The sequence below is a fragment of the Micromonospora tarensis genome (assembly GCF_016803395.1).
GTDB classification, from domain to species: Bacteria; Actinomycetota; Actinomycetes; order Mycobacteriales; family Micromonosporaceae; genus Micromonospora; species Micromonospora tarensis.
In genome coordinates, this window is record NZ_JAEVHL010000004.1 from 13,961 (window position 1) to 26,791 (window position 12,831).

The window sequence follows — 12,831 nt, forward strand, 5'->3', positions numbered from 1 at the left end:
GCACCACGCCCTCGGCCTGCTCGATTAACCCAAGGGAGAGATCCATGCGAACGAGGGCACGATGGCTCGCGACGCTCGCCACGCTCGGTGTCGTGTCGCCGGGGTGCTGACCCCCGGCAGCCCGGCCAACGCGGAGTCCAACGGCGGGGTGCGCGTGATGCCGCTCGGCGACTCCATCACCGAGGGCACCCAGGTGCCCGGCGGATACCGCATCGGGCTGTGGCAGCGCCTCGTCAACGGCCGGTACACGGTGGACTTCGTCGGGTCGCAGTTCAACGGGCCCGCCAGCCTGGGTGACCACGACCACCAGGGGCACCCCGGCTGGCGCATCGACCAGATCGACGCCAACATCGTCAACTGGCTGAACACCCAACGGCCGCAGACCGTCCTGCTGCACATCGGCACCAACGACATCCTGCAGAACTACAACGTGAGCACCGCGCCGAACCGGCTCTCCACGCTCATCGACCGCATCACCAGCACCGTGCCCACCGCCGAGGTGTTCGTGGCGCAGCTCATCCCGCTCTCCAACAGCAACCAGGAGGCGGCCGTCCGCACCTTCAACGCGGCGATCCCCGGCATCGTGCAGAGCAAGGTGAACGCCGGCAAACGGGTACACCTGGTCGACATGCACAGCGCGCTCACCACCGCCGACCTGATCGACGGCATCCACCCCACCTCCGGCGGCTACGACAAGATGGCCGCCCGCTGGTACAGCGCCCTCCAGTCGGTGCCCGGCAGCATCGGCAACCCGGGCAGCGGCGGCGGGCAGACCACGAGCATCGTGGGCACGCTCTCCGGCAGGTGCGTCGACGTTCCCGGGTCGTCCACCACCAACGGCATCCAGGTGCAGCTCTGGGACTGCCACGGCGGCACCAACCAGCGGTGGACCTACACCACCGGCAAGGCGCTCACCGTCTACGGCAACAAGTGCCTCGACGCCGCCGGTTACGGCACCTCCCCGGGCACCCAGGTCACCATCTACGACTGCCACGGCGGAACGAACCAGCAGTGGAACGTCAACGCCAACGGCACCATCACCGGGGTGCAGTCCGGCCTCTGCCTGGACCCCACCAACCAGGGCACCGGCAACGGCACCAAGCTCGTCCTCTGGACCTGCACCGGCCAGGCCAACCAGCAGTTCAGCCGCCGATAGCCGACGCGACCTCGACGACCAGCCATGCCGCCGAACCTCGTGTTCGGCGGCGCGGCTGCCTCGCCGCGTACACCCGGTAGGGCCTGCCCCACCGCCGACCCTCCCGCTCACCGGCTGTCACCGCACCGATCCGCTTCATAGGGTCGCAGGAAAGTGACGGAACACGCTGCGGGGGTGGTCGCGTGACCTTTTCCATCGAGAATTCGCCAGTCGAGAATCGAGCGTCGTCCGGGGCGCCATCCCGGATCGTCGACGTCGACGCGCTGCGTGCCGTGGCGCTGCTGCTCATCCTGATTGTCAACATCGCCTTCTTCGCCTCCGGCTACTCCTTCCATCTGGTTGCGGATCCCGCGCACGACTCGTGGGGCGACCAGGCGATCCGGTGGATGGTCGAGCTGCTCCTCGCAATGAAGGCGTACCTGCTCTTCTCCTTCCTGTTCGGCTACAGCTTCACGCTCCAGCTCGATTCCGCCGCGCGGCGCGGCGTCGACATCGCCCCACGGTTCCGGCGACGGCTGGCCGGGCTCTTCGTGCTCGGCATCCTGCACGCGGTGCTGCTGTTCCAGGGCGACATCCTGACCACCTACGCACTGCTCGGCCTGGTACTGCTCGCCATGCGAAGAGTCCGCGCCAGCACCGCGGTACGCGCCGCCGTAGTGCTGACCGGCGCGATCGGCTTCGTTCTCGCGCTCGCCGCCACGGGCGGGACCCACTTGGTCAGCGATCCGGCGACAGCACTCGCGGCGGGGCAGCGGTCGACCGAGGCCCTACAGGGCGGGATCGGCTCGGTGATCACCGAGCACGTCCGTCAGCTGCCGGCGATGTTCGGCGCGCTCCTCGTGCAGGGGCCGCTCGCCCTCTCGGCCTTCCTCTTCGGGTACGCCGCCGGACGGCGCCGGCTACTCACCGACGTCACCGGGAACCGGCAGCTCCTGCGCCGGGTCCAGCAGCTGGGCTATCCGATCGGCCTGGCCGGTGCGGTGATCTTCGCAGCGGGCGGGGGCACCGCCAACCTGACCGGGCTGACGGCGGGCGTGCTCACCGCGCCGCTGCTGGCGGCCGCGTACGCCGCCACCCTGCTCCAGTTCTTCCAGACCGACCGGGGGCGGCGGGTCGTCGCCGTACTCGCGCCGGCCGGACGAATGTCCCTGTCGAACTACCTGGGTCAATCGCTGCTCTGCGTGCTGATCTTCACCGGCGTCGGGCTGGGCCTCGCCGGTGCCGTCGCGCCCCCGGCGGTCGTCCTCATCGCGGTCGCCATCTACTGTGCGCAGCTCGCCGCCAGCGCGGTGTGGATGGCCCGGTTCCGGTACGGGCCGGTGGAGTGGCTGTTGCGGGCCTGGACCGAGCGGCACTGGCCACGGCTGCGGGCCACGGACCCGGCCTGACGGCACCGTGGCCAGCACCAACCATCCGCGACGCCCGGCTACAGGTCGTCGCTCCCGATCCGGACGACCGGCGTGGTGTCGCGGTTGACCAGGAACTCCGGCCGGGTCGGGTTGGCCGGGGCGTTGCTCACCCGGTTGTACGTCACCAGCATGATCGCCCTGCGCTGCTCGGACGTGTTGTTCGACGACGAGTGGACGATGTTCGGGTGGAACGCCGTGACCGCCCCGGCCGGACCGGTCAGCGGCACGACCCCGTAGGCATCGACGAGCGATTCGACCAACTCGTCCGGGACGGTGTACTCCAGTGCGGCGGCCACGTGCTTGCGCCAGTCGTGGCTCGCCTGCCGTTCGCTGGACGCGGGACCGATCATTCCGAGCTCGTGGCTGCCGGGGATGACCCGTAGCGGCCCGTTCGCCTCGGTCACGTCGTCGAGGAAGACCGCGATGTTCACCGCGTCCGGAGCGGCCATGCCATCCTCCCGGTGCCAGAACACGAAGTCCTGGTGCCACGGCCATGCCGCTCCCTCGCGCGGCTGCTTCATGTTGACCTTGAACTGGTAGACGTACGCCGGCCCGCCGAGCAGCGCCTCCGCCAGATCGACGAGCATCGGCAGGCGTACGACCCGATCGCAGACCTGGTCGAAACGGTGACAGCCGTGCACCGCACGGATGACCGAGGTTCCGGACTCGTAGACGATCTCCGGACGCTCCTGCTCGCTGATGGCCGCGATCGCCTGGCGTAACTTCGCCACGTTCTCGTCCGTCAACCGTTGCTCAGGCGCGCAGTACCCGTTCTTGCCGTACGAGGACACCAGGTCCGGCCATTCGTGATTCACTCGCATGCGATTTCGTCCTTCCGATCCGACGTCAGACGTAGCCGCGGGCATGTGCTTCGTAGAGTTCGGCGTACTCACCGTCCAGCGCCATGAGCTCGCGGTGGCTGCCCTGCTCGATGACAGTGCCGCCGGAGAGCACGACGATGTGGTCCGCCATGCTCACCGTCGAGAACCGGTGCGAGACCAGCAGGACGATCCCGCCCCGCACCTGTCGAGCGACCCGCGCGGCGCCCACGAACTGCTCGTACAGGTCGTTCTCCGCCTGTGGATCCAGCGCGGCGGTCGGCTCGTCCAGCACCGCCAGCAGCGGCGTCCGCCTCATCAGGGCACGACCGAGCGCCAGCTTCTGCCACTGCCCGTGGGAGAGCTGGGTGCCGTTGAACAACGTGCCGAGCTGCGTCTCCAGCCCATCGGGCAACTGTTCCACCAGGGCCGTCGCACCCGCCTCCGCCACCGCCGTCTGCACCGCCGTCCGGTCCGACACGCGACGCAGGTCGCCGACCCCAACGGTCTCCCGCACCCGGGTCTCGAGCTTGGCGTAGTCCTGGAAGGCCCCGGTGAGCTCGCTGCTCCAGGCGACCGGGTCGATGTCCGCAAGCGGTGTGTCGTCGACCAGGATCGCGCCCCGGCTCGGCCGGTACATGCCCATCAGGAGTTTGACGAGGGTGGTCTTGCCGGCGCCGTTCATGCCGACGAGCGCCACGACCGAACCGGCCTTCAGGTCCAGGTCGATGTCGGCGAGCAGTTCGGTACCGGCGCCCGGATAGCGGAACGAGACACCGCGCAGGCGCAGGCCGTTCGTGAGCTGGGCGGGCGGCGCGGCACCGCCGGACCGGCGTTGCCGTTCGGCGTGGTCCGCCAGCCACAGGTACTGCTCCAGCGCGTGGTTGGCTTCGGCGACCTGACCGACGCCGGAGACCGTCGCGGTCAGTTGGACCCGCAGGTAGCTGGCGAGGCTGGCGACCAGGATGAGCCCACCGACGGTTCCCCTGCCCTGGCCGAGCAGGTGGACGACCAGGGCCAGCGCCCCGACGTGCCCGGCTCCGAAACACACCCACCCGGCGGCGTGCGCCGCCGCGGCCCGGACCCGGGCCGCGACGAGTACCCGGGTGGTCGCCTCCCAACTCGCGTCGGCCGCCCGGCTCACCACGGGTACGGCCCCGGAGATCCGCAGCTCCTTAGCGGGACCGGCGGTGGTGCACAGCTCGTGCAGGTTCTTCTCCTTGCGCACTGTCGCGGCGGTGCGGTCCTTGGCCTGGGAGATGCGGCGGGTCGCGTAGCGGGACAACAGCAGCGGCGGCGCGGCGAGCACGGCGAGCAGCGTCAGCGCCGGATGCACGAGATACAGCAGCAGCACGCTGAGTGCCAGGCTCACGAACGAGGTGAACGTGCCGAGCGCCGTCCAGCAGACCCCGGCCAACGACTCGGTGTTCCGCTCCAGTTGGCTGATCCGGTCCACGTCCTGCGGCCGTTCCAGATGGCTCACCGTCGGTATCGAGGCGACCGTGGTGAGGATCTCCTGACTGATCACGATGTCGACCCGCTCGGTCAGGTCGACCTGGAGGTTGTGCTGGACCCGCTGCGCGGTGGCGACGACGGCGTAGGCCAGCGCACCGAGGCACGCGGCCAGCGCGATGGTGGGCAGCAGCCCCACCCGCGCGCTGTCGACCAGCCAGCGAAGGCTCGCCCCGGTGGTCGCGATGGAGGCGGCGTTCACCCCGGCCAGGGCGAGAATGAGGAACACCACGCGCCGGTCGCGCGCACGGCGATCCGCATCAGGTGACGGAGCACCCGGATCTTGGCCGTCATGACGTCACCGGGTCCCGAGGCGACCGGAACCTGCGCGCCTGCAACTCGTAGAGCTGCGCGTACCGGCCCGAACCGGCGACCAGCTCATCGTGGGTGCCCTGCTCGACGATGCGCCCGGCCTCCAGGAAGACGATGCGATCGGCCCGGCGCACCGTCGAGAGTCGGTGCGAGATGAGGATGATCGTCGCGTCGGTGACCGCGCCGATGACCCGGCCGTAGAAGTCGGCCTCCGCGCGTACGTCGAGATGGGCGGTCGGCTCGTCGAGGACGAGCACGCGCCGGCCGTGCCGCACCGCGTAGAGCGCCCGGCCGATGGCGATGGTCTGCCACTCGCCGCCCGACAGGTCGATGCCTCCGGTGTAGTCCCGAGCCAGCAGCGAGTCGAGCCCTGCGGGGAGCCGGGCCAGGAGAGCACCGCCTCCGGCGAGTTCCAGGGCCGCTCGGATCGCCTCGTCGTCCGGCGGCACCTCCGGCGCGCCGAGAACGATGTTCTCGCGTACGGTGCCCGGATACCGGACGAAGTCCTGGAAGACCGCTGTGATGTGACGGCGCCAGTGGTCCGGGTCGACTTCGGCCAGGTCGACGCCGTCGGCGGTGATGCGGCCCGCCGTGGGTTTGTACAGACCCGCGAGCACCTTGACCAGAGTGGTCTTACCCGCGCCGTTACGGCCGACCACCGCCAGCACCTCGCCGGAGCCGACGTTCAGGTCCAGTCGGTCGAGCACCGGACGGGTGGCACCCGGATAGCGGTGCGACAGCCCCTGGAACCGAAGGCTCGCCGGGGTCGCCGACACCGGCAGCTCGCGCCGACCGCGGTCGGCCTCGCTGACCGCCAGCCGGGCGTACGCGCGTAACGCCCCCTTGCCGTGCTCGATGTCGAAGGCCTCCCAGCCCATGTTGCCGATGGCGAACACCCCCCAGGCGGCCACGACCACCGTGATCAGGTCGGCGACCGTCATCGAGCCGGACTGGACGGCGGCGGCCGGCACGTAGAACGCGGCGAACCCGCTCACCGCCGCGAGCAGGAACGTCCAGCCCTGGGCGCGGAGGATCCGGCGGCGCTCGCGCCACAGCTCGGTGATCCAGCCCAGCGCCTGGTCCTGTCGTCGGTCGGCCAGCCACCGCGCCAGCCCGAAGAGCCGGACCTCCTTCGAGGTATCCAACCCGGTCAGCGTGCTCGACCAGTAGTCCATCCGGAGCCGGTCGTCGGTCCAGACGTCCCACAGGACGTTGAGGTGGATCCACTGCCGCCTGATGATCGACCGCATCACCAGGATCATCGCCAGCACCCCGACCGCCAGCAGCGGCGAGTACCCGGCGATCACGGCGGCCGAGGCCAACGCGCTGAACATCCGGCTGAGGACCGTGAGCTGACCGGTCGCCGCCGTACCGGGGGTGCGTTCGCGCCAGCCGCCGAGTTCGGAGGCGCGCCCGACGGCCACCACGTACTCGTTGTCCTCCAGGTAGCGGATGCCGGGCGTGGCCGCGACCCGGGCCCGGATCCGGGCCCGGAAGCGACCGTCGACGCGACGCGACGCGAGCAGTTCCAGTGGCTCGCGCAGCGCCTCCCCCACCTGACTCAGCAGGATGAGGACGGCGATCACGCACAGCGGGGCCAGCAGCCCGGCCAGCGACCAGCCGACATCGGCCTCCCGGACCAGCCAACCGGTCGCCAACGCGACACCCGGCGGTGCCACCGCGACGACCAGGTGCGTCGCCAGCAGACCGGTCATCGCGACGCCGCCCACGGGCTTGAGCAGGCGGAGGAGGGCGACCCGGTCGCGCCAGAGTTCCTTCAGCCAGCCCAGCCTCATCCGCGTACCGCCCGAGCGCAGCGTCGCGTCATCTGCTCGGTGTCGCACTCGGTCGAGGTGGCGATCGTCCAGAGTTCGTGATCGAACCACCGCACCAGGTGATCGAGGCGCTCCGCCGACAGCAGGGACGGATCGACCCGAACCGTGATCGACAATCCGTCACCGCCCTGGACCTTCAGGTCGAGTCGCGGCCCCACCTGTCGACTCGGGTGGACCCGTTCCACCACGGCCTGGCGTTCGTCCGGCGGTGGGCCGGTTCCGGCGTCCTGGCGCACGTCGAATGCCTGCCAGTTGAAGAAGCAGTCGAAGTCCAACTCGACTCCACGGGCCCGGAAGACCTGCTCGCGGACGCTGTCGAGGTCGTACATCCCGTGCCAGTAGGCGCGGAGGCTCATTTTGCTTACCGTCTCCGTCAGGCGTGCGAAGTCACCGCCGACCGGTGCACCGACCACGGGCACCGGGGCGTACTGGTTCATCGAACTCACGATCCCCTGCCAGCGCGGCAGACTCCGATTGCCGGCCTGCAGGGTCAGCGCCAGGTCGGGTAGGCCCAGCATCTCCCGGGCGGCGATGGCGTACAGGGACAGGAGCACGTTGTGCGGTGAGGCCCCCAGTCGGTGGGCGGCCACGCCGAGGGCGTACCGCGCGCGGGCCGAGCGCAGCACGACACCGAGCCGACCCACGCTCCCGGCCTCCGTCGACCAGGGAAAGACGTCGGCGGGCAGGTCCCGCAGCAACCCGTCCCAGTATCTCGTCGTGGCGTCGCGCCTGCGTCGCCACTCATCCGAGCGCTGGAAGTCGGCCAACTGCTGCGGCTGGGGCGGCGCGGCGGCGAGCAGTTCCTCGTCTCTGTCGCTTCCGGAGCCGAGCAGCGCCCGGAGTTCCGCGGCGACCCGCCGCAGCCCCCAGCCGTCGGAGACGATGTGGTCGACGATGAGGCCGAGGACTACCGGCCGTCCCCCGTCGGTGATCACGACCGCGCGCCAGCAGGCCCCCGCGTCCCAGTCGAAGGGCCGCCGACAGGTGTCCCGGATCGCCGTCGTGGCCTCCTCCGCCCCGCCGCCGGGCAGTTCGACATGGACCAGTTCCGGATGCCAGGTCGGCGAGACGACCTGACCCGGCCCGCGCGGACCGTCGAGAAAGCGGCTGCGCAGCGACTCGTGCCGCTGGGCCACCACGGTCAGCGCCGCGACGATGTCGTCGTCGGTGCGGGCGGCCGGGATCGGCACCAGGCTCACCAGGTAGGTCTCCGCCCAGCGGTCGAGCGGGAGGGTCTGCATCACCCGGTAGACGGACAACTGTCCGAAGGACAACGGAGCCACTGTCCGTCCCGCCGACAGTGGCGGCGTGGCCGCCAGCGTGATTCCGGTGGGAGGCCGCGTCACGGCGCCGCTGCCCCGGCCGCCGCGGGTGAGTTGACCAGCTGGGCGTACGCCCGAACGGTCGCGGCCTCCCCGGACGGCGGCGGGACCTGTCGGCCCAGCTGCTGTCCCAACCGGGCGGCCACCTCCACCGCTGTCTGCGAGTCCCCGCCGAGGTCGTAGAAGCTGTCCGTGAGCCCGATGTCGTCTATCTTCAGGACCTCACAGAACGCGTCGGCCACCGCGCGGTCGGCTCTGCTCCACCGGCCGCTGGCCGCGGCATCCGTCGCCTCACCGACCGGCGGCGGCTCCGGGAGGGACCGCGTGTCGACCTTCCCGTTGGCGTTCACCGGAAACTCGGCCATGACCATCATCCGAGCCGGAATCCACTGCGGCGGGAACTTCCGCCGCAGCGCGTCCCGCACGGCCACGGGCTCGACGCGTGCCCCCTCCTCGGGCAGCAGGTACGCGTCCAGCCTCGCCCTGCCGTCGGCGAGCCTGGGCAGCACCAGCGCCTCCTTGACCCCGACAATGGTGCGCAACGCCTCCTCCAGTGCCGCCGGCTCCACCCGATGCCCGCGAATCTTGACCTGACGGTCGGCCCGGCCGAGCAACGTCACCACGCCTTCGGCGTCGATCCTGGCGAGGTCACCTGTCCGCAGCAGGCGGGCACCGTCGGCACGCCACGGGTGGGGCACCCAGCGCTCGGCGGTCAGGTCGGGCTGGCCACGGTAGCCACGGGCGATGGACGGACCGCCGACCAGCAGTTCCCCAACCTCCCCCACCGGCACCGGCACGAAGTCGCGGTCCACAATGTAGGCGTCGAGATTGTCGACCGGCCGGCCGATCGGCACGTTGCGGCCGACCTCCTCGGTGCCGGTCAGCCAGTGGCAGAAGCAGCCGTGCGTCTCGGTCAGGCCGTAGTGGTTGACCACCACGCGCTGCGGGTCGGCACCCATCCACTGTTTGATCTCCCGGCTGAAGGTGAGCGGTTCACTGCCGACCATCAGCTGGCGTGCCAGGCCGCCCGCCGGGACACCCCGAGCCATCAGCATCCGGATGTGGGTGGGGGTCAGCTTCAGCAGCCCGCCCGAGGTCTGCCGGGCGACGTCGGCCAGGGTGTCGGTCGACGCGCCGTCGGGGACGACGACGATCGGCCAGCCCGACACCAGTGGCGTGAAGATCGTCGTCAGCGAGCCGAGGAAGAACAGGGAGGCACTGAGGAACGTCACCTCGTCCGGGCGGTGAGCGAATGCCTCCCGGCACCAGAGGGCGTAGTTGACGAGCTGCCGGTGGGTGCCCTCGACGCCCTTCGGCGCGCCCGTCGTGCCCGAGGTGTAGAAGATGTACGCCAGGTCCCGGCCGGTGGCCGGCTGCGGGGTGGCCTCCGCAGCCGCGGCGCGGGAGGCGATCGTCGACGGCGTCAGAACAACGTCGGCGACCGGGGAGAGCTGCCCGAGGAGCCGGTCGGCCGTGATGACGATCGGCGCGCCGCAGTCCTTGATGATGGCCTCGATCTGGTCCGCAGCCGCGTCGGCGGAGATCGGCACGTATGCGCCACCGGCGTCGAGCACGGCCAGGATCGCCAGTAACGCGTCCGCGCCCCGGGGCAACACCACCGCGACCGGAGCCTCCCGGGCACAGCCCGCCTCCACCAGCACCCGGGCCCACCGCTCGCTGGTATCCAGCACCTCGGCCCGGGTCAGGACGCGGGCACCGTCGATCACCGCGGCTGCGTCCGGCGCGAGCGCCCGGGACCGGATCAGCGCAGTGATCGACAGGTCCGCGACCGGCCGGTCGGGCCCGCTCGCGTGGGACGCGCCCGCGTCGAGTGCTACCGCCGGACGGTCGGGCCGTCCGTCGCGCGGTAGCCGGGGGCCGGCCACCCGACCGCCGGCCCCCTCCCGCCACGTTGTCCTGATCGCGTCCAGGCACTCGCGTCGCGAGCCGGCGAAGCCCACCGGATCCCATCCGCCTGGACGTTGCCGCTCCCGGGGCCAGAGGGACAACTGTCCCTCGGAATTGCCGACGACCTCGAAGAGCGTCTCGTCATAGCCATCCCAGAGTGCCATCTCACTCGCTTCTGCAGTGGGCCACGAGCATCACGTCACCAGCCGGGGGTGGACGCTCAGCTTGGCCGCAGCTTGCTGTGGATCTCGGTCCAGTTCTCGGCGAGCAGGTCGAGGTAACTGGTGAATCCTCGCTCGATGTGCTCGATGTCCTCGACGGACGCGCACGCCTTGGCCGCGGTCGACAGCGAGTGGATCTTGTGCTCCTTCTCGGTCGCGCCGATGTGCAGGTAGAAGAACTCGCAGTCCTCGTGGAACTCCTCCAGCTCGAAGTGCTGCCGGTAGTTCCGGAAGCCCTCGTACAGGTAGACGAGCTGCGGGTAGGCGTGCCATTCCTGAGCCAGCAGGGCACCGCACACCTCCTGCGGGTACGGGCTGGCGAAGAGCTTCTCCCCCTCCGAGATGAGACGGGCGGTCGACGGCAGCAGCGGGGCGTCCACGTTGTGCAGGTCGACTTCCTGCCCGCGCATGCGGCCCAGCAACTTCTGCAGGAAGTCACGCAGCAGCACGGAGTGGACCTTGGACGAGTTGCCGTTGCCCATCTCGTCGTAGAGGTTCTCGACGGTCTCGGCACGAGCCCTGACGTCGGTCATGTTGAGGAACGCGAGCGCGATGCGGATCGGCGTCCGCCGGACCCGCTCGTAGAAGTTCCTGGCCACCAACTCGACCTCGTCCGCGGAGAGCTGCTCGGCCATCCAGAGCTGGTAGAACGGATTCTTCAGCGCCGGGTGCTCCGCGGAGCCACGCGCCAGCGCGAGCAGCCGGCCGTGTGCGTCGTCGTAGCTGAGCTTGGTGGCGGGCTCCAGTACTGCGGTCACTTCATCTCCTGCCGTGGGTGGGACGGGTTGGGAACGGGGTACGTTGGGCCGGAATCGGCCATCGACGGCGCCCGCCTCTTCGCGGACGCAGGCCGAACCCGGCTCGTCAGCCTGAATCTGTCGCGTGCGCATCTCCGCGCACAACGGGCGAACCACTCGCTACGCCGGCACGGCGGTGCGGGTGAGCGTCGGGTCGTCGAGCCGCACGACGGCGCCGAGCCGGTAGGTCTCCTCCACCACCGTGCGGATCCATTCGCCGTACCGGATGGTGTGGCGAAGCTCCTCCACCGTGAAGATGTCGCTCTCGTCCTGGCTCATCCGCACCACGCGGAAGTCCCCGACCATGGGCGTGAGCGCCTGTTCCTCCTGGCCGGCGCGGTAGCGCAGGGCGAAGGAGGCACGACCACCGCTGTGGCAGCCGATGCTCTGGTGGCCCCGGTAGTGGGCGTCCTCGTTGAGGAAGAGCATGTGCCCGCCGTGCTTCTCGACGAACCTGCCCTGCATGCAGCCGGGACCGTACAGTCCGCGAATCGCGCCGCGCTTGAGCTTCAGCATGCGAGCCCTGATCGTCCGTTGCATCTGGTCCACGGATTCGTGACCAAGCCGCTCGGCGTAGTTACCGAGATCGACGCCGTCACGCACCTGCGTCTCGGTGAAGAACGCCGCACTCGTGGTCATCTCCGCCGGTTTGTCGAGCATGTCGCCGACCGGGCAGGTCAGCGTCACGTGATCGGCACGCAGGACCGGATCCAGCAGCGCCGCGTACATGATCGCCCGCACCACGACGGCGCTGTCGCCGTCGGCGGCGACCGCGGCGCGGGTGGTGGCGACGAGCCGCTCGGACGCGCCGAGTCCGTCGCCGGGACTGTCGAAGAGGGAGTCGAGTACGTCCGACACGGGGGCGGCCAGTTCGCTGACGTCGAGGTCGTCGCGCCGGATGAGCCCCTCCGTGCGGTACCACGCGCGCCCGTCGATGACGGAGTACGGGACGTGCGAGCGCTCGACCAGTGGCCGCATCTCGGCCAGGCGTCGGGCCAGGTCGAGCAGGCCGTCGGGCGGCACCTCCGTCGGTTCGAGGACACCCGCGTAGAGGGCGTGCCGCTCCAGCAGCGTCGACCGGACCGCGGCCGAACTCGCGTGTTCCCGCAGCTCGTCGAGCCCCACCGAGGACATGTCCAGCGCGAACAGGGCGAGTATCAGATCGGCCTCGTCGTCGTCCCACTCTTCCGGCGGCCGCTGGCGGCACGACTCGTACACCGCGCGCAGTTCCGCCCTGACCCGGTACTCGCCCTTGAACAGCAGCCAGTGGTGCCGGCTGTACACGATCGGGCGCAGGCACGCGTCGAAGACGCCGTCCACGCAGTTGGAGTCGGGTGCCGAGGCGACGAACCGGCGCATCGTGCTCGCGTCGTTCACCTCTGAGACACGGCCGGCCTTGTACGAAGTCATTGTTTCCCCCGTGTAGGCCAAACAGAAAGCTACGTATGGTCCTTGGTTTTGTGAACAGGACCATTTCTGATCAAGAAGTCGATCGCGGCGCCACCACGCGCACCCAGATCCGATCTTCATCATTGAAGAAC

General features: G+C 70.0%; 9 protein-coding genes. 2 read left to right on the plus strand and 7 right to left on the minus strand.

The features are described from left to right. Positions 1-61 precede the first annotated feature (61 nt). Together JM949_RS01760 and JM949_RS38925 are read left to right on the plus strand one after the other, a co-directional pair. A complete protein-coding gene (locus JM949_RS01760; protein WP_203146702.1) occupies positions 62-1,156 on the plus strand; it encodes a ricin-type beta-trefoil lectin domain protein in 1,095 nt (364 codons plus the stop codon). Between the two features lie 182 nt (positions 1,157-1,338). After that, complete coding sequence (locus JM949_RS38925) at positions 1,339-2,544, plus strand: DUF418 domain-containing protein (protein WP_203146703.1); 1,206 nt, start codon at positions 1,339-1,341, stop codon at positions 2,542-2,544. Positions 2,545-2,582: 38 nt separating this feature from the next. Here JM949_RS38925 and JM949_RS01770 read toward each other — a convergent pair whose 3' ends face one another. From JM949_RS01770 to JM949_RS01800, 7 genes are all read right to left on the minus strand, one after another. Then, on the minus strand, positions 2,583-3,386 hold the full coding sequence (locus JM949_RS01770; RefSeq protein WP_203146704.1) for a phytanoyl-CoA dioxygenase family protein: 804 nt from the start codon (positions 3,384-3,386) through the stop codon (positions 2,583-2,585). Positions 3,387-3,411: 25 nt separating this feature from the next. Continuing rightward, entirely contained in the window at positions 3,412-5,124 is a 1,713-nt protein-coding gene (locus JM949_RS38375; protein WP_203146705.1) for an ATP-binding cassette domain-containing protein, read from the minus strand. A gap of 61 nt (positions 5,125-5,185) precedes the next feature. After that, positions 5,186-7,003: an ABC transporter ATP-binding protein gene (locus tag JM949_RS01780; protein ID WP_203146706.1), complete on the minus strand. Its 1,818-nt coding sequence runs from the start codon at positions 7,001-7,003 to the stop codon at positions 5,186-5,188. Beyond that, the gene (locus tag JM949_RS01785) at positions 7,000-8,316 is read right to left on the minus strand and encodes a condensation domain-containing protein (protein ID WP_203146707.1); all 1,317 of its coding nucleotides are present in this window, start codon (positions 8,314-8,316) and stop codon (positions 7,000-7,002) included. Before JM949_RS01785 ends, JM949_RS01780 begins: the two co-directional genes overlap by 4 nt. A gap of 68 nt (positions 8,317-8,384) precedes the next feature. After that, the gene (locus JM949_RS01790; protein WP_203146708.1) at positions 8,385-10,436 is read right to left on the minus strand and encodes an amino acid adenylation domain-containing protein; all 2,052 of its coding nucleotides are present in this window, start codon (positions 10,434-10,436) and stop codon (positions 8,385-8,387) included. 56 nt (positions 10,437-10,492) lie between these two features. Then, positions 10,493-11,251, minus strand: a complete 759-nt coding sequence (locus JM949_RS01795) for an iron-containing redox enzyme family protein (protein ID WP_203146709.1) — start codon at positions 11,249-11,251, stop codon at positions 10,493-10,495. Positions 11,252-11,410: 159 nt separating this feature from the next. Beyond that, positions 11,411-12,700 carry a hypothetical protein gene (locus JM949_RS01800; RefSeq protein ID WP_203146710.1) on the minus strand — a complete coding sequence of 430 codons (1,290 nt, stop codon included), beginning with the start codon at positions 12,698-12,700 and terminating at the stop codon, positions 11,411-11,413. Between the last annotated feature and the right edge of the window lie 131 nt (positions 12,701-12,831).

Coding starts and splice junctions, on each gene's coding strand:
- JM949_RS01780 (WP_203146706.1), bottom strand. CDS start 7,003: ATGAGGCTGGGCTGGCTGAAGGAACTCTGGCGCGACCGGGTCGCCCTC.
- JM949_RS01760 (WP_203146702.1), top strand. CDS start 62: ATGGCTCGCGACGCTCGCCACGCTCGGTGTCGTGTCGCCGGGGTGCTG.
- JM949_RS01800 (WP_203146710.1), bottom strand. CDS start 12,700: ATGACTTCGTACAAGGCCGGCCGTGTCTCAGAGGTGAACGACGCGAGC.
- JM949_RS01770 (WP_203146704.1), bottom strand. CDS start 3,386: ATGCGAGTGAATCACGAATGGCCGGACCTGGTGTCCTCGTACGGCAAG.
- JM949_RS01790 (WP_203146708.1), bottom strand. CDS start 10,436: ATGGCACTCTGGGATGGCTATGACGAGACGCTCTTCGAGGTCGTCGGC.